Source organism: Streptomyces sp. NPDC005181 (assembly GCF_040608395.1).
GTDB lineage: Bacteria > Actinomycetota > Actinomycetes > Streptomycetales > Streptomycetaceae > Streptomyces.
Genome location: NZ_JBEXID010000039.1, coordinates 53255 through 69540, shown reverse-complemented (window position 1 = coordinate 69540; position 16286 = coordinate 53255). Strand labels below are relative to the sequence as shown.

At 70.6% G+C, this 16286-nt stretch carries 14 protein-coding genes; 4 read left to right on the top strand and 10 right to left on the bottom strand.

Translation table 11 applies throughout. From position 1 onward, the window contains the following. Positions 1–263: 263 nt before the first annotated feature. The 4 genes from fxsA to ABZV38_RS23920 all read right to left on the bottom strand — a co-directional run bounded on the left by fxsA (position 264) and on the right by ABZV38_RS23920 (position 4373). Positions 264–854 carry an FxsA family membrane protein gene (fxsA, locus tag ABZV38_RS23935; protein ID WP_356330028.1) on the bottom strand — a complete coding sequence of 197 codons (591 nt, stop codon included), beginning with the start codon at positions 852–854 and terminating at the stop codon, positions 264–266. Between the two features lie 56 nt (positions 855–910). Next, positions 911–1678: a polyprenol monophosphomannose synthase gene (locus tag ABZV38_RS23930; RefSeq protein ID WP_356330026.1), complete on the bottom strand. Its 768-nt coding sequence runs from the start codon at positions 1676–1678 to the stop codon at positions 911–913. A gap of 539 nt (positions 1679–2217) precedes the next feature. Continuing rightward, complete coding sequence (locus ABZV38_RS23925; RefSeq protein ID WP_356330025.1) at positions 2218–3864, bottom strand: amidohydrolase; 1647 nt, start codon at positions 3862–3864, stop codon at positions 2218–2220. A gap of 68 nt (positions 3865–3932) precedes the next feature. Continuing rightward, entirely contained in the window at positions 3933–4373 is a 441-nt protein-coding gene (locus tag ABZV38_RS23920; protein WP_024493538.1) for an Lrp/AsnC family transcriptional regulator, read from the bottom strand. A 203-nt stretch (positions 4374–4576) separates the two neighbouring features. On the opposite strand from ABZV38_RS23920, the gene ABZV38_RS23915 reads away from it, so the two are divergent. Continuing rightward, positions 4577–4975, top strand: a complete 399-nt coding sequence (locus ABZV38_RS23915; RefSeq protein WP_356330023.1) for a hypothetical protein — start codon at positions 4577–4579, stop codon at positions 4973–4975. A gap of 457 nt (positions 4976–5432) precedes the next feature. Here the strand turns inward: ABZV38_RS23915 and ABZV38_RS23910 are convergent, their stop codons facing one another. Continuing rightward, complete coding sequence (locus ABZV38_RS23910) at positions 5433–6605, bottom strand: acyl-CoA dehydrogenase family protein (RefSeq protein ID WP_356330021.1); 1173 nt, start codon at positions 6603–6605, stop codon at positions 5433–5435. A 386-nt stretch (positions 6606–6991) separates the two neighbouring features. On the opposite strand from ABZV38_RS23910, the gene ABZV38_RS23905 reads away from it, so the two are divergent. Then, positions 6992–8242 carry a glycoside hydrolase family 18 protein gene (locus ABZV38_RS23905; protein ID WP_356330019.1) on the top strand — a complete coding sequence of 417 codons (1251 nt, stop codon included), beginning with the start codon at positions 6992–6994 and terminating at the stop codon, positions 8240–8242. A 71-nt stretch (positions 8243–8313) separates the two neighbouring features. Here the strand turns inward: ABZV38_RS23905 and ABZV38_RS23900 are convergent, their stop codons facing one another. Further along, on the bottom strand, positions 8314–8463 hold the full coding sequence (locus ABZV38_RS23900) for an SCO1431 family membrane protein (protein WP_356330017.1): 150 nt from the start codon (positions 8461–8463) through the stop codon (positions 8314–8316). A gap of 117 nt (positions 8464–8580) precedes the next feature. After that, entirely contained in the window at positions 8581–9945 is a 1365-nt protein-coding gene (locus tag ABZV38_RS23895) for a peptidase C39 family protein (protein WP_356330015.1), read from the bottom strand. A 175-nt stretch (positions 9946–10120) separates the two neighbouring features. Here ABZV38_RS23895 and ABZV38_RS23890 point away from each other — a divergent pair, with 175 nt between their 5' ends. Further along, positions 10121–10750 carry a hypothetical protein gene (locus tag ABZV38_RS23890; protein ID WP_356330013.1) on the top strand — a complete coding sequence of 210 codons (630 nt, stop codon included), beginning with the start codon at positions 10121–10123 and terminating at the stop codon, positions 10748–10750. Positions 10751–11109: 359 nt separating this feature from the next. Then, positions 11110–13032, top strand: coding sequence for an AAA family ATPase (locus ABZV38_RS23885; RefSeq protein WP_356330034.1), 1923 nt, complete (start codon positions 11110–11112; stop codon positions 13030–13032). A gap of 107 nt (positions 13033–13139) precedes the next feature. On the opposite strand, the gene ABZV38_RS23880 is transcribed toward ABZV38_RS23885, so the two are convergent. The 3 genes from ABZV38_RS23880 to ABZV38_RS23870 form a co-directional block, all read right to left on the bottom strand. Next, complete coding sequence (locus ABZV38_RS23880) at positions 13140–14252, bottom strand: hemolysin family protein (RefSeq protein WP_356330011.1); 1113 nt, start codon at positions 14250–14252, stop codon at positions 13140–13142. Beyond that, entirely contained in the window at positions 14249–15619 is a 1371-nt protein-coding gene (locus ABZV38_RS23875; protein WP_356330009.1) for a hemolysin family protein, read from the bottom strand. Before ABZV38_RS23875 ends, ABZV38_RS23880 begins: the two co-directional genes overlap by 4 nt. Before the next feature lie 184 nt (positions 15620–15803). Continuing rightward, positions 15804–16268, bottom strand: a complete 465-nt coding sequence (locus tag ABZV38_RS23870; protein ID WP_356330007.1) for a PH domain-containing protein — start codon at positions 16266–16268, stop codon at positions 15804–15806. Between the last annotated feature and the right edge of the window lie 18 nt (positions 16269–16286).

Genomic DNA, 16286 nt, shown 5'->3' with positions numbered 1-16286 from the left:
ATCCCGTGGCCGCCGGCCTCGTCGACAAGAGCTGCGGTCTCCTCGATGGTCTCCGCCCGCGGCTCTGTCGTGCGGGGGGCGTCCGGCGGCCGGTTCCCCTGCCCTCAAAGCGCCGGACGGCTTGAATGTCTCGCCCAGCGCCGACTCGAGCGTGGACGCCCGACGGGCCTGAATTCTCCGGACGTGAACGCCGGGCACGGGCGGACAAGCCCGTCCGGGACTTGAGAACAGCCGTTCGGCGCAGACCGTGGGGCGCGCCTCGGTCACGGGGCCAGCGGTGGGCGAGGGTTCTCGTTCGAGTTGGGGTTCGAGTGGGGGTCGGTCTCCCGGATGACCTCGCCCTGGACGACCTTTCCGTCCGGGCGGTGGATCCGGGCCTGCTGGAACGCGTCGGAGAGACTCCCCGGTGCCGCGGCGCGCATCCGGCGCTCCAGGGACTTCTCCGTGTACCTGCCGAGCATCGTCCGCACCGGCGGCAGCAGCAGAAGAAGTCCCGCCACGTCCGAGATCATCCCCGGGATCATGATCAGCAGCCCGCCGAGCATCAGGAACCCGTTGCCCTTGGTGCCCGACGGGGCGGCGGGCGACGCGGCGGTGGCCCCCGGCTGCCCCGGCATCTGCTGGAGCGTCTCGGTGAGGTTGCGGAAGGCCCGGCGGCCGGCCGACTTCATCACGACGGCCCCCAGCACGACGCCGCCGATCAGGAGCAACAGCACGGTGAATCCGCCCGCGCCGTCCGCCACCACGGTCAGCAGCCAGATCTCCAGCACCGCCCAGGCGGCGAGGGCGAGGGGGATGAAGGTACGGGCGCGCGAGCGCCGCTGGGCGGTCGGGGGCGGTGTGCCGGTCGTCATGGTCCCCAGTGTGCCTGGACGCACGTCCGAGCGGGATAAGCGGGAGGTGAGGGCGATCAGGCGGGCTTGCGGCCCAGGACCCGGTTCGTGCGGGTGGTGACGCCCCATGCCGTGACCCGCCACAGCGCCTCGACGAGGATGTCGCGGCTCATCTTGGAATCGCCGATCTCGCGGTCCACGAAAGTGATCGGGACCTCGACCACGTAGTACCCGGCGTCGACGGCGCGGCGGGCCAGGTCGACCTGGAAGCAGTAGCCCTGGGAGGCGACCTCGTCGAGGCCGATGCCCTGCAGGGTCTCCGCCCGGAAGGCCCGGTAGCCGCCGGTGACGTCCCGTGTCTGCAGCCCGAGCAGCAGCCGGGAGTACGTGCTGCCGCCCCGGGAGATCATTTCGCGGGACTTGGGCCAGTTGACCACGCGCCCGCCCGGCACCCAGCGGGAGCCGAGCACCAGGTCGGCGCCCTTGAGTGCGGTGAGCAGCCGGGGCAGTTCCTCGGGCTGGTGGGAGCCGTCGGCGTCCATCTCGACAAGGACGCCGTAGCCGTGCTCGATACCCCAGCGGAAGCCCGCCAGGTAAGCGGCACCGAGCCCTTCCTTGCCCTGCCGGTGCAGCACCTGGACCTGGTTGTCGGCGGCGGCGAGCTCGTCGGCGATCTTGCCTGTGCCGTCGGGGCTGTTGTCGTCGGCGACCAGAATGTCCACGTCCGGCACTGCGGCGCGCACCCGGGCGACGATCGGCTTGATGTTCTCGGCCTCGTTGTAGGTCGGGATGATCACCAACGCTCTGCCGAGCGGGCCGTATCGCCTCTGACCGCCGTCGTTCACTTACTGCCCCTCACGTCCGTACGAGGTGCACACCATATCGACCGCACCCGGGACCGAGGACCGACGCGGTCGGAAGGTATCGGCGGCCGGGCCGGACAGAAGGACGGAAGTGCGGACAGAAGCGCGGACGGAACTGCGGATCGGGGCCCGGCGTCCTTCGGGCCGACCTGGGTCCCGCTGGCTGCGGGTCGACCGAAAGCCGTTGTCTACTGAACGTCCGGGCCCCACCCGGGTCGCACCTGCCGTCCGGTTCGAACCTTCCCTCGCCCCCGAGGCGCGGGCGCTGAACCTGGCTGTCAGTGGTGGTGCACCGGTGCGGCACACCACCCCATGACCCAGCGGCGTTCGACGACTGCGTGGAGGTTCAACCGGTCGGACGTCCTGTGGTGGACTCGGCCGAACCTACCGGCCCGTGGGCGCTTTCTGTCAATACCCGTCTGACCTGCAAGGTTTACTGATCTTGCCTGGTCAGTACCGGAGATTCCCAGGTCGTGGGGAAGCGCGGGCGCCTTCGATCGGCGGTACGAAATGTCCGGACGTCACCCGTTCGGCCTTACGTAGACAGTTTGTCCGAAGATCACGGTACGCAGACAGACCGGAAGTTCACCGCCCGGAGTGAGATCCGGAAGCCCGGGCGTCCCGGACCGCGGGTCCGTCGACCATCGGGCGACCCGGTCGTCCGGGGCCTGGACCACGAGTTCCTCGGTGCGCCAGACGGCGTAGTCGGCGGGTGCACCGGGCACCAGCGTGCCCGCGTCGTCGCGACCGATGGCGCGCCAGCCGCCCCTGGTGTGCGCGGTGAAACCGGCCCGCACGGAGATCCGGTGCTCGGGCGTGCGGTGGAACGCGGCGGCCCGTACGGTCCCCCACGGGTCCAGCGGGGTCACCGGGCTGTCCGAGCCGAAGGCGAGGGGCACACCGGCCCGCAGGAGGCCCGCGTAGGGGTTCAGGGCGCGGGCACGCTCGACGCCTAGCCGTTGCGCGTACATGCCGTCCCCGCCGCCCCAGGCCGCGTCGAAGGCGGGCTGGACGGAGGCGGTCAGACCCAGCTCCGCGAAAGCGGCGATGGTCTCGGGGGTGAGCATCTCGGCGTGCTCGACGCGGTGCCGGGCGGCCCGGATGCGGGCCAGGCCGAGCGTTTCGGACGCGGCCCGGACTCCTGCCACGACGGCGGAGACCGCAGCGTCGCCGATGGCGTGGAAGCCGGCCTGCAGACCGGCCTCGGTGCAGGCGGTGACATGGGCGGCGATCTGCGCCGTGTCCAGGTGGGCGGTACCGGTGTGTCCGGCCGGACCGTCGGCGTACGGTTCGTGCAGGCACGCGGTGTGCGAGCCGAGGGAGCCGTCGACGAAGAGATCCCCGGCGGCGCCGAGCGCACCGAGTTCGCGAATCCTGCGGGCATCCTTCTCGTCGCCGACCTGCTCGGCCCAGTAGCCGAAGACCCGCGGGCCCGGCCGCCCGGCGGCGAGCCTCAGCAGACCGGTGAAGTCCTCCTCGTCGGAGATGTCGGGTCCGCCGCACTCATGGACGGTGCCGATGCCGAGCGAGGCGGCGTGGTCCAAGGCGGCGCGCTGGGCGTCGGCGCGCTGCTGCGGCGAGACGGCGTTGTGCGCGGCGGAACGCACCGCGTGGTGGGCGGCGCCGGTCAGCGGGGCGTCGGGGTGGTAGCCGGTCAGTGCGGTGACGCCGGGGACCAGATCGAGGAGGGCGGTGGTGACGACCGCCGAGTGCACATCGATCCGGGGCAGATAGACGGGCCGGCCGCCGGCCGCCGCGTCGAGTTCGCCGCGCGACGGGGGCCGCTGCCCGGGCCAGCGTGCGGCGTCCCAGCCGTGGCCGAGGACGACCCGGTCGGCGGGATGCGCGGCCGTGTGGGTGCGTACGAGATCGAGGGCCTCGGCCAGGGTGCGGGCGCCCGAGAGGTCCAGACCGGTGAGGGCCAGGCCGGTCGATGTGGTGTGGACATGGGCATCGGTGAACGCCGGAGTGACCAGCGCCCCTTCGAGGTCGATCACTTCGTCGACGCCGCTCGCGAAGGCGTCGGCGGCTCCTTCCGAGCCCACCCAGGCGACATGGCCGCGTTCGACGACCATGGCGGTGGCGAAGGGGTCGGCGGGGCTGTGGACGTCTCCACCGCGCAGCAGCACGGTGCGGTGTTCGCTCTGGGGGGCGGTGCTCTCGGTCATGGGACCAGTCTGGCGCCTGCACGGAGCGGCGCGGTCCGCACCCCCTCGGAGCCGTCGGCGGGCGCGTCTCAGATCTGCGGGGGCCGTGCCTCGTACGGGGTGGAGAGGACCACGGTGGTGCGGGTGGAGACTCCGGCCAGCGAGCGGATCCGGGTGAGCAGGTGTTCCAGCTCCAGCGGGGTCGCGACCCGCACCTTGAGGATGTAGTTCTCGTCGCCCGCGACGCTGTGGCACGCCTCCAGTTCGGGCACGCCGGCGAGCCGCTCGGCGATGTCGTCCGGCGCGCTCGGGTCGAAGGGTTTCACCGAGATGAATGCGGTGAGGGGCAGTCCGACGGCCTCGGGGTCGACGACCGCGGCATAGCCCCGGATCACCCCGCGCTGCTCCAGCCTTCGGACACGCTGATGAACGGCCGAGGTGGACAGGCCGGTGGCCTTGCCCAGGTCGGTGTAGCTCATCCGCCCGTCCTTGACGAGCAACTCCACAATCTGACGGTCCAGCTCCTCCATGCGGTCAACCTATGGCCCCCGGTCCCTCCAGGCACAGTCGTAGAAGCCCCGAACCGGGCACCTGCACCGGGCATGTGACGAATGCCACAGGTTTACGGGTAGGTAGCCGACGACCTCGTGGTTACGGCCGAGGCGCGACGGGAAGTGCTTGCTGTGGTCGAGGCCGTGGCGCCTTGTCGGCCCACCTGAGGGGGAGATTCTCCATGCAGAGCCTGAAGCTCACCGGACGCACCGAACCGGAGCCTGTTGAACCCGTCGAGGACTCCGCTCCCGACGCGTACGACACTTTTGAGATGTACCGGGTGATCTGCCCGGACTGTGCGCAGCCGATCGCGCTGCTGGCCGACGAGGATGTGTTGCCGGAGCACGCGCTCTGCCCGACCCCGTGGAACCCGTTCGTCCTCACGGTGTGCGCCGGCACCGGCCGCGGCGTCGCGCAGACGCGCCCCGCCGACGAGTCGCTCGAACTCCACGAGCAGGAGACGGGACTGCTGTTGACGCTCCCTCAGGGACTCGACTGGAGGATGCAGCCCTTCTCGCACGCCGGTGGTGTCGGTTCGCGCCCGCTGCGGGTCCCGCAGATGCGCCGTAACGCGGCCTGACACGGCCCGACGCCGCCGGAGACCTCCGGCAGCACCTGACAGACACCTGCACTGCACCACGACGGCCGAACCGGCGTGGTGCGGGCAGCATCGAGGCACGCCCGCGAGGCAGGGGAACCTGGCGAACGGGCGCTCGAATCCACCCGGCAGTGACCCGGCCCCGTCCCACGGCGTTGGCCTGACATGACGCTGCTGCATTCAACGGCCGGCCCCGGTCGCCGCCGTCTCGCCGCTCCGACCTCCGAAGAATCGGTTCCGCGGCCCGGTCCCCAGCCGGCGCCTAAGCCTGCACCCGCACCGTCTCCGCCGCGCGCGGTGCCGCATTCGACCGATCCGCCCATCTACCGGGCCATGCTGAGTCATTGGGAGTCCACCGGCCGTACCCTGCCGGGCCGCCATGACCAGGAGTGGAACCGGATCATGACGACGCCGGTGTGGTCGGACCGGCCACTGCGGCTCAGCGCGTCTCGGGACCTGCGAGGTGGCGCGCGATGACCATGCGCTGAATCTGGTTGGTGCCCTCGACGATCTGCAGCACCTTGGCCTCGCGCATCAGCCGCTCGACGGGGAAGTCGAGGGTGTAGCCGTAGCCGCCGAGGACCTGGACGGCGTCGATGGTGACCCGCATGGCCGCGTCGGTGCAGAACAGCTTGGCCATGGCGGCCTGACGGGAGAACGGCCGACCCGCGTCACGCAGCCTGGCGGCCTCGAGGTAGAGCGCGCGGCCCGCCTCGATCTGGGTGGCCATGTCGGCGAGCATGAACCGCAGCCCCTGGAAGTCGGCGATGGGACGGCCGAACTGCTGCCGTCCGGTGGCGTATCCGATGGCCTCGTTCAGGGCCGCCTGCGCGACACCGATGGCACAGGCGGCGATACCGAGACGCCCGGAGTCGAGTGCGGACAGGGCGATGGCGAAGCCCTGCCCCTCCTCACCGATCCGGCGCGCGTCGGGTACCCGTACGCCGTCGAAGTGCAGTTGGGCGGTGGGCGAGCCCTTCATGCCCATTTTCTTCTCGGGGAGGGCCGCGTTCAGCCCCTCGGCGTCGCCGGGGACCAGGAAGGCGGTGATGCCTCGGGCACCCTCGACGCCGCTACGCGCCAGGACCGTGTAGAAGTCGGCGATCCCACCATGGGTGATCCACGCCTTGGTGCCGGTGATGACCCAGTCGTCGCCGTCCCGTACGGCCTTCGTGCGGAGCGAGGCGGCATCGGAGCCCGAGGCGGGCTCCGAGAGGCAGTAGGCGCCCAGCAGGCCGCCTCCCAGCATCGCCGGAAGATGTTCCGCCTGCTGCTCCTTGGTGCCGTATCCGGCGAGGGCGTGGCAGGCGAGCGAGTGGACACTGACACCGAGACCGACGGTGAGCCGGGCGGCCGCGAGTTCTTCGAGAACCTGGAGGTAGACCTCATACGGCTGGTCTCCGCCGCCGTAAGCGGAGTCGTACGGCAGACCGAGGAGTCCGGACTCGGAGAGCAGCGTGAAGACTTCGCGCGGGAACCGGCCGGCGTCCTCCTCCTCCGCCGCCCGTGGCGCGATCTCCCGCTGGACGATGTCGCGGACCAGCGCGACGAGCTGCCTGGACTCCTCGGTGGGCAGACGACGCTCCACCAACTGCGGGGCACGGTCGGACATGACGGCGCTCTCCTCCCTGTCGGGCGTTGCGGCGGTCGCGCGCGCGGGGTGTGAGCGGCGCCGCCGGGGAATTCCGGGCCGGGGCCCGGACAAGCACTACTACCCAACCGATGCTGCCCTCCCGGATTACGAGAGCTGCTGGCCAGCGGCTGTGGCGGGTTGAGTATGCCCGATCGGACGGTATCCGTCACCGGGTGCCGGAGCGGGCGGCCGGGTGGCCCGTGCGGGGCCCGGATCGCCATCCGGATGGTCCGAACAATTGACCCAACTGGTCTAGTCCACCTACGGTTCCCACGTGGCCGGCCTCATCGCGTTCATGCCAAGTCCGTGTCGAGTCGGCCGTATGTCCCCCCACTCGCAAGCCCCCTCCCCCACGAGGAGCCACGATGATCGGACTTCACCGTCCCCGCGCCCGGTTCCGGGCGCTCGCCGCAGCCGTCTGTACCGCCGCCCTCGGTGCCACCCTCCTCGGTGCCGCGGGCCCGGCGTCGGCCGGCGCAGCCACCGGAACCGCCGAAGCCGCCCCCACAGCGGCCGGCAGCAAGGTGGTCGGATACTTCACCGACTGGGGCGTCTACCAGCGCAATTACCACGTCAAGAACATCGAGACCTCGGGCTCGGCCGACAAGCTGACGCACATCAACTACGCCTTCGGCAATGTCACCGGTGGCAAGTGCGCGGTCGGCGACAGCTATGCCGACTACGAGAAGGCGTACACCGCCGACCAGTCGGTCGACGGCGTCGCCGACACCTGGGACCAGCCGCTGCGCGGCAGCTTCAACCAGCTGCGCAAGCTGAAGAAGCTGCACCCGAACCTGAAGGTCATCTGGTCGTTCGGCGGCTGGACCTGGTCCGGCGGTTTCGGTGAGGCGGCGAAGGACCCGGCCGCATTCGCCCAGTCCTGCTACGACCTGGTGGAGGACCCCCGCTGGGCCGATGTCTTCGACGGCATCGACATCGACTGGGAGTACCCCAACGCCTGCGGTCTGACCTGCGACACCAGCGGCCGGGACGCGTACGGCAACGTGCTGGCGGCGCTGCGCGCCACGTTGGGCACGGACAACCTGGTCACCTCGGCCATCACCGCCGACGGCTCGGACGGCGGCAAGCTCGACGCGGTCGACTACGGGGGCGCTGCGAAGTACGTCGACTGGTACAACCCGATGACGTACGACTTCTTCGGCGCCTGGGACGCGCAGGGCCCGACGGCCCCGCACTCCCCCCTGACCTCGTACACCGGGATTCCGAAGGAGGGCTTCACCAGCGACGCCGCCGTCACCAAGCTCAAGGCCCTCGGCGTGCCCGCCTCGAAGCTGCTGCTCGGGATCGGCTTCTACGGCCGCGGCTGGACGGGTGTGACGCAGGACGCGCCGGGCGGAACGGCGACCGGTGCGGCCACGGGTACGTACGAGGCGGGCATCGAGGACTACAAGGTCCTCAGGACCAGCTGCCCGGCGACCGGCACCGTGGCCGGCACGGCGTACGCGCACTGCGGGACCAACTGGTGGAGCTACGACACCCCGGCCACCATCGCCACGAAGATGGGCTACAAGAACCAGCAGGGCCTGGGGGGCACGTTCTTCTGGGAGTTGAGCGGTGACACCACGAACGGCGAGCTGATCAAGGCGATCAACTAGCCGCAGCCGTGCGCTTCATGGGGCGGGGAGCCGGCGAGGCTTCCCGCCCTGTTGCGCCGACGCACGGCTGCTCACATGAGGCCGGCCTGGGTGACGAACATGGCGACGAGGACGACGAGCGTCCAGCCCAGCACGTTCTCCAGCAGCTTGGACCGGTTCTCGGGACCTCCGGTCCGCGCGCGGCGGCGGGCAGTGACGGTGGTTGCGGTGGTCGCGGTCATGGCATCTCGCTCGGTCGTCCGGCAGTGAACGTCCCCCCGTGACCCGACCAGACTGCCACCAGGGCGGGCCCCCGGGGTAGATGACATCCGTCACTGCCCCGGGAGCGCCGGACCGCGTCAGCGGATGCCGACGGCCGCCAGAGCCCGCTCCTGGGCGGGCGTCGGGTACGCCGGGAAGTACAGGTAGCAGACGCCGCCTGTGCCGGACACCACTTTGCCGCTCGCGTTGTAGCGCTTGGTGCGGAGCCAGATCGTCTCCCACTCGTGCCGCTTGTAGATCCGGCGGACGGCCTCGTCGCTCGGCGAGGCCGGGTCGTTGGCGATCACATCGCCGTCCGCCGTGAACCCGATCACGGTCATGAGATGGCCGGATGTCCCGTACCCGGCCCCCGTCAGCTCCTCCTTGAGGAAGGACTGCGACGTTATGGCCGGGATACCGGCCCGGATCAGGGTCTCCAGGTCCGTCAGCGAGCGCAGCCGCGTCACGACCGCGCTCATGTCGTCGTACGTGGCGGCATAGGCGGCGTTGAACGGCCAGTTGCCGCAGCCCTCGTACTGGTAGTCGTACGTGAAGCGGGCCGCATGGCAGACCTGCGGGTCGGCGAGGCCCGGCTTCACCCAGGCCAGGTCCTCGGCGGTGGGCCTGCGCCCCCAGTACTCGATGATCATCTGCGAGGAGGTGGGGCTGCACCACGCCTCGCCGCCGTTGTCGTACTCCGGGTACTGGCCCGCGTGCACGCTCTGCGAGTAGCGCGGCACCGGCAGCTCCCGCGCGAGGCCGGGAGCGCTGGGCTCCACGGTGAAGCGGTCGGGGATGTCCGAAGCTATCGCGCCCAGCCGCCACACGGTCGGGGTGAGGCTGCTGCCCGGGGTGCGGTACAGGGTGAGCCGCAGCTTGTACGAGACCAGCCGCAGCCCGCTCGCCGCGTCGTCCACCGAGAAGGTGTCGGTCCAGATGGAACTCTTGCCGTCGGTCTGGTCGTCGACGGAGGTACGGCGGATGTCGCCGTCACTCGCCGCCCAGCGGCCCATCACATACCAGGGGGTGTCGGTGGCGTCGGAGTAGCGGCCGCTCAGCTCGACCTGGATCCAGGTGCCTGCCGGGGTGTCCGCGTTCCAGGACGCGATGACCTCGGTCGCCGGGACGGCGGACCGGTGCCGGGGCGAGGTCCAGGTCGCGTACTCCCAGGTGGCAGTCTTGCCGGTGTGCGGGTCGGTGTAGTCGGTGCGCCCCCGGGGGTCGCCGATCACCAGGCCGGGCCTGTGTCCCGCGACGGCGCGCGTTCCGGCGCCGGAACCGCTGCGCCAGTCGGTGTACGTACTCCAGGAGTGGTTGTCCACCAGAAAGGCGGCCGCCGCGTGGGGCGGGGCGGCAGTCGGCATCGCGGCGGCCGCGGAGCCGGCGGACGACGCCGTACCGGCGGCGGCCGCCACCGCGAGCGCGACGGTCAGCACGGTTCTGCGTGAGGTCGGACGGTTCATGGGCGAAACCCCCGGTCGTAAGCGGAATGGGGCTGCGGGTGCACGACAGTGCGCCAACTATTGCGGGTCGCAGCCGGATTCGGCCAGCAAATCGCGGTGTACCGCCGAACCAATATTGGTCTGGACCACTGGCGTGACCTGCGGTTGCTTGGGACCGGCTCGTAGGCTGGGCCACATGAACGACCTCTCGCGCCACGCCTCCCGGCTGCACGCCCTGCCGCCGTCCTGCGGACCGCTGCGACTGATCGCCGTCGACGGCCATGCGGGCTCGGGCAAGAGCACCCTCGCGTCCCGCCTGTCGGCCGCGCTCGGCGACGCGCCCGTACTGCGGCTGGACGATCTGGCCACGCACGAGGAGCTGTTCGACTGGGTGGACCGGGTGCGCGACCAGGTGATCGGGCCGCTGTCGCTCGGCGAGAGCGCACGCTATGCGCCGTACGACTGGACCGCCCGGCGCTTCGGCCCGCCGCGCATTCTGGAACCCGCGCCGGTGGTACTGATCGAGGGGGTGGGGGCGGGCCGCCGTGCGCTGCGCCCGTATCTCGCGCGACTGTGGTGGATGGAGCTCGGCCCCGCGGCGTCGTGGGAGCGGGGCCGGCGCCGGGACGGGCCTGCGCTTTCGGCGTTCTGGGACGGGTGGACCGCAGCCGAGGAACAACATTTTGCCGTCGATCCCTCGCGCCCCTACGCGGATGCCCTGGTACGCCAGTTGCCTGTGGGGTACAAGTGGCTGGAGGGACCGCGCGCGACAGCAGGAGTGAACCATTCCGTCACCCACCGTGATCCTCCAGCGGCGACGTACTGAGCAGTCGGAAATCAGCCCGGAAGTGCCTCAACTGTGCTTGACCCGGGGGCGGTACAGGTCTTACGTTCTCAATGTGCGGCTTTTCGGAGCCCCCACAGACGCGAAGCCCCCGGTTGTTCCCCCGTGATCGGGGGCTTCGTTCTGTCCCCGCATCTCTTTTCGCGCTGCCGTGCACACCCTTCCGCTTACCCTCGGTCACGGCCTCCGTTCTGCCTGCGGCACCCTTAGTCGCGCAGTCCCTGCGCAGGTACGATGCCTCTCGGTGCGGTCAATTCCCGTCCATGGCACAGTGGTTCAGCGCGCCTCGACGGGCGGTCGTGCGGTGGGACATCCTGGGGGCACGGCTTGTGGGGGACCTGATGGACATCGGCACGCAGGGCGCACAGGCCCCGGCCGACCTCGCCTGGCTGCGCGGCGTGGACGCCTACACGATGGGCGCCTACCCACAGGCCGAGGAGGAGTTCAGAACTGCGGTGCGCCTGGATCCCGGCATGGCGGACGCCTGGCTCGGCCTCCATGCCCTGCGGATCGACACGACGACCGCGCTGCTGCGGATGTACCGGCATCGCGAACGGTTCGGCGAACAGCGCACCCGCCATCGGCGCACGCTCAACTCCTGGTACTGGCTGGGCTGGTGGGTGCAACCGGTGCTGGAGAGCCCACGTGACCTGTTGCTCGCGCACGCGTCGCACTGGCTGGACGGGCGTCATGTCGCCGAGCTGGACCGGGCGTTGGCCGGATTACCTCCGGTGGACACGGACCCGCAGGTGCGGTTCCTCCATGCCTGCCGGTCCTATCTGGTCAAGGACTGGGAACAGCTCGTACGCAACACCGAGCACCTCGTCGACGATCCGCTGCTCGGCATCGAGGCAGGGCTGTTCGGCGGGATGGCACGGGTACGACTGGAGATGTACGGGCAGGCCGAGCCGCTGCTCTCCACCGCACTGATGCGCTGCCGCAGCGAACAGCCGCAGCGCAAGGAGCTGCGCTACTGGCTGGCCCGCGCGCACGAGGGCACCGGCCGCAGCGCGGCCGCACTGCCGCTCTACCGGGCGGTGCACCGGATCGACCCGGCGTTCATGGACACCTCGGCGCGGCTCGCCGCCATCGCGGACTACGACGGGCTCGAAGGCACCGACGAGGCGTCCGGGCTCGCCTCCGTGTCGCTGACCGGGTTCGGGATGGACGGCACGGTCGCGGAGGCCCAACAGGACGGCGACTCGCTGCTCGGCACCGATCTGGTGGACGGCCGGGAACTGCGGCCCGGCGGCGAACCGCAGAGCCTGACGGGCGCCGGCGGACCGCCCCACGCCGACGGGGCGGGGGCGCGGGAGAAGACGGCGGTGCCCGGCCAGTCGTCGCCGCAGCCGTTCCCGGCGGGGCCCAGCGATCCGGTGCTGCTCGCCGAGGCGCTGGCGGAACTGGAGCGGATGGTCGGCCTCGAACCCGTCAAACGCCAGGTCAAGGCGTTGTCCGCGCAGCTGAACATGGCGCGGCTGCGGGCCGGCCAGGGGCTTCCGGTCCAGCCTCCCAAACGTCACTTCATCTTCTCGGGGCCGTCCGGGACCGGGAAGACCACGGTGGCCCGGATCCTGGGCCGGGTCTTCTACGCGCTGGGGCTGCTCGGCGGGGACCACCTGGTCGAGGCCCAGCGTTCCGATCTGGTCGGCGAGTTCCTCGGCCAGACCGCGGTCAAGGCCAATGAGCTGATCGACTCGGCGCTCGGCGGAGTGCTGTTCGTCGACGAGGCGTACAGCCTCTCCAACTCCGGCTACAGCAAGGGGGACGCGTACGGGGACGAAGCTCTGCAGGTGCTCCTCAAGCGGGCCGAGGACAACCGGGACCACCTCGTCGTCATCCTCGCGGGCTACCCCGAGGGCATGGACCGGCTGCTGGCCACCAACCCCGGGCTCTCGTCCCGCTTCACGACCCGGGTGGACTTCCCGAGCTACCGGCCGCTGGAACTCACCTCGATCGGCGAGGTACTGGCCGCCGACAACGATGATGTGTGGGACGAGGAGTCCCTGGAGGAACTGCGCTCGATCAGCGGCCATGTCGTCGACCAGGGCTGGATCGACGAACTGGGCAACGGGCGGTTTCTGCGCACGCTGTACGAGAAGAGCTGCGCGTACCGGGACCTGCGGCTGTCCGGGTACGCGGCGGTGCCCACGCGCGACGATCTGGCGACGCTGCGGCTGCCGGATCTGATGCAGGCGTACGGCGAGGTCCTGTCCGGCCGGGGGCCGGTGGACCGGGGGCCGCAGGAGCCTCCGGGGCTGTGACGGTGGGGCGGGTTATGGGGCCGGGCCCGCCCGGCGGCCGGTTCGTTCTCACCCGCCGGACGGGCTTGGATGCGGCGCCCGTCCGGCGATGAGACCGGGCCTCATTGTCAGGTTCGTGCCGCCAGTGGGTGGAGTTCGTCCGCGCCGGGGCCCGCTGTTGCCACCTCCACCGTCCGGCGGGGTACCGAGACCCGGTGCGCCGGGTCGCGTACCTCGCCCACCAACATTTCCAGGACGTCCTCCATCGCGACCAGGCCCAGCACCCGGCCCGACGCGTCGGCGACCTGGGCGAGGTGGGTGGCCGCACGGCGCATCACCGTCAGGGCGTCGTCCAGGGGGAGTTCCGCCCGGAGCGTTGCCATCGGGCGCCAGACGTGCTGCGGAACGGCCCGTTCGCCGTCCTCCAGGTCGAGGACGTCCTTGACGTGGAGGTAGCCCATGAACGGGCCGCCGCCCTCCGCGCAGACGGGGAAGCGCGAGTAGCCGGTCCGTACGGTCAGCTCCTCGATCCGGTGCGGGGTGACCGAGGGATCCACCGTCACCAGGGAGGAGCGGTCGAGCAGCACATCGGTGACCGGCCTGCTGCCCAGCTCCAGCGCGTCCTCCAGCCGCTCCTGCGCCTCGGGTTCCAGTAGTCCGGCCTGTCCGGAGTCCTCGACGAGACGGTTGAGCTGCTCGCTGGTGAAGACTGCCTCGACCTCGTCCTTGGGTTCGACACGGAACAGCCGGAGCACCAGCCGGGCGCAGGCGCCCAGTGCCGAGGTGACCGGGCGGCAGAGCCGGGCGAAGCCGACCAGGCCGGGGCTGAGCCACATCGAGGTCTTCTCCGGGGCCGCCATGGCCAGGTTCTTCGGGACCATCTCGCCGATGACGAGGTGGAGGAACACCACGAAGACGAGCGCGAGGACATAGCCGAGCGGGTGGACGAGGCCCTCGGGCAGGTGCGCCGCATGGAAGACCGGCTCCAGCAGATGGGCGACGGTCGGTTCGGCGACGGCGCCGAGGGTCAGTGAGCAGACGGTGATGCCGAACTGTGCGGCGGCCATCATCTGCGGCAGGTTCTCCAGGCCGTACAGCACCTGGCGCGCTCTGCCGGAACCACCCGCCGCGAGGGGTTCGATCTGGCTGCGGCGTACGGAGACGAGTGCGAACTCGGCACCCACGAAGAGTCCGTTCGCCAGCACGAGGAGCCCGGCGAAGAGCAACTGGACGACGCTCATCGTGCGGCCTCCAGGACACCGCGTTCCGCCGACGGTTCGTCGGCCGTTTCGGGCACATCGGCGATGCGTACGAAGCGGACCTGTTCGGCGCGGTAGTGACCGACCTGACGGACCGAGATCCGCCAGCCCGGCAGTTCGGCCCGGTCGCCGGGGGCGGGGATCCGTCCCAGCAGATCGGCGACCAGTCCGGCCACGGTCTCGTACGGTCCTTCCGGCACGTCAAGGCCTATCCTGCGCAGGGTGAGGACCCGGCAGCTGCCTTCGGCGTCCCAGGCCGGGCGGCCGTCCTCCGGGGCGGCGACGGCCAGTTCGGGCCGGTCGGCGCCTTCCGCGTCGTGCTCGTCCCTGACCTCGCCGACCAGTTCCTCGATGATGTCCTCGAGCGTGACGACACCGGCGGTGCCGCCGTACTCGTCGACCACGACAGCGATCGGCTGCTCATTGCGCAGGCGCTGGAGCAGTTGTTCGACGGGGAGCGTCTCGGGGACGAGGAGCGGCGGTACGGCGATCCGCCCCGCCGGGGTGCGCAGCCGGTCCTGGGCGGGTACGGCGAGCGCGTCCTTGAGGTGAATCATGCCGACGACCTCGTCGATCCGGTCCCGGTAGACCGGGAAACGGGAGAGGCCGGTGGCGCGGGTGAGGTTGAGGACGTCCGCCGCACTCGCGGTCGACTGCAGAGCGCTGACCTTCACGCGCGGGGTCATGACGTGCTGTGCGGTGAGTCCGGCCAGCGACAAAGTCCGTACGAAGAGATCCGCGGTGTCCTGTTCGAGCGTGCCGGCCTCGGCGGAGTGCCGGGCCAGGGAGACCAGCTCGCCGGGGGTGCGGGCGGAGGCCAGCTCGTCGGTGGGTTCGACGCCGAGCAGTCGCACCAGCCGGTTGGCGACGGTGTTCAGCAGGGTGATCACCGGCCGCAGCGCACTGGCGAAACGGTGTTGGGGACCTGCCACGAACCGGGCGACCTGAAGCGGCCGGGAAACCGCCCAGTTCTTCGGTACGAGCTCGCCGACCACCATCTGGACGGCGGAGGCGACCAGCATCCCGATGACCACACTGACACCGGGTACAGCCCCGTCGGGGAGTCCGGTCGCGGTGAGGGGCCCGGCCAGCAGCTGGGCGAGGGCCGGTTCGGCGAGCATGCCGACGACCAATGAGGTGATGGTGATGCCGAGCTGGGTGCCGGAGAGCTGGAAGGAGAGCTCGCGCAGGGCGTCGACGACGGTACGGGCCCGCAGGTCGCCCTCGGCGGCGGCGCGCTCGGCGTCCGGCCGATCCACCGTGACAAGCCCGAACTCGGCTGCCACGAAGAAACCGTTGGCGAGGATGAGAAGGAATGCCGCGCCGAGAAGCAGCAAGGGGGTGGTCATGCCGCCGCCTCCTGGGAAGGGGCGGCGCAGATACTACCGGACGATCCGTCCATTGCTGGAGGGAGTCACTCCTTGGGTCGAAGGAAAGCCCCGCCGGCCTCGAGGACCCTTGGTGCGGGGCGGGGCGCAACGGGCGCCACCGCCCTCCAGAGTAATCAAGAAGTGGCGGTACGGGGCAGGGGGCTCAGCCGTTGTCCGTACCCGTGCCGTGATTCTCGGCGAGGGCGCGGAGCGTACCGGCGTCGCGAATGGCCTGTGCCTTGCCGATTCCGGGCTGGATACCGAGGGCGGGCATGCTGGTCCCGTCGCTGAGGTCGAGGAAGACCCACGGGTCGCCGACGCGCAGGTTGACGCGGATGATCTCCGCCCAGGACAGCCGTCGGGTGCGGGTGAGATTGACCACGGTCACCCCGTGGTCGTCGGCGACGACCTTGGGGCGGCTGAGCAGCGCCAGGACGGCGAAGAAGAGCAGCGCGGTGAAGATGAAGCTGACCCGCTCCCCCGGGCTCAGCTGCTCCAGGCTCATCGCGATGACGGTGATGACGACGAAAATCGCCGCTCCCACGGTCAGCAGGACCACCCGGGTACGGGTCGGCCGGAAGGTGACCGGGAGAGTGGGCAGTTCGGGCCGGGGCGCGGAGGCGGACATGGTGTTCTTCTGTCTTCC

What these genes read in the sequence shown, in the direction of transcription:
- fxsA (WP_356330028.1), bottom strand. Translation starts at nt 854, where the DNA reads ATGACGACCGGCACACCGCCCCCGACCGCCCAGCGGCGCTCGCGCGCC.
- ABZV38_RS23925 (WP_356330025.1), bottom strand. Translation starts at nt 3,864, where the DNA reads ATGACCGAGAGCACCGCCCCCCAGAGCGAACACCGCACCGTGCTGCTG.
- ABZV38_RS23920 (WP_024493538.1), bottom strand. Translation starts at nt 4,373, where the DNA reads ATGGAGGAGCTGGACCGTCAGATTGTGGAGTTGCTCGTCAAGGACGGG.
- ABZV38_RS23915 (WP_356330023.1), top strand. Translation starts at nt 4,577, where the DNA reads ATGCAGAGCCTGAAGCTCACCGGACGCACCGAACCGGAGCCTGTTGAA.
- ABZV38_RS23910 (WP_356330021.1), bottom strand. Translation starts at nt 6,605, where the DNA reads ATGTCCGACCGTGCCCCGCAGTTGGTGGAGCGTCGTCTGCCCACCGAG.
- ABZV38_RS23905 (WP_356330019.1), top strand. Translation starts at nt 6,992, where the DNA reads ATGATCGGACTTCACCGTCCCCGCGCCCGGTTCCGGGCGCTCGCCGCA.
- ABZV38_RS23900 (WP_356330017.1), bottom strand. Translation starts at nt 8,463, where the DNA reads ATGACCGCGACCACCGCAACCACCGTCACTGCCCGCCGCCGCGCGCGG.
- ABZV38_RS23895 (WP_356330015.1), bottom strand. Translation starts at nt 9,945, where the DNA reads ATGAACCGTCCGACCTCACGCAGAACCGTGCTGACCGTCGCGCTCGCG.
- ABZV38_RS23890 (WP_356330013.1), top strand. Translation starts at nt 10,121, where the DNA reads ATGAACGACCTCTCGCGCCACGCCTCCCGGCTGCACGCCCTGCCGCCG.
- ABZV38_RS23885 (WP_356330034.1), top strand. Translation starts at nt 11,110, where the DNA reads ATGGACATCGGCACGCAGGGCGCACAGGCCCCGGCCGACCTCGCCTGG.
- ABZV38_RS23880 (WP_356330011.1), bottom strand. Translation starts at nt 14,252, where the DNA reads ATGAGCGTCGTCCAGTTGCTCTTCGCCGGGCTCCTCGTGCTGGCGAAC.
- ABZV38_RS23875 (WP_356330009.1), bottom strand. Translation starts at nt 15,619, where the DNA reads ATGACCACCCCCTTGCTGCTTCTCGGCGCGGCATTCCTTCTCATCCTC.
- ABZV38_RS23870 (WP_356330007.1), bottom strand. Translation starts at nt 16,268, where the DNA reads ATGTCCGCCTCCGCGCCCCGGCCCGAACTGCCCACTCTCCCGGTCACC.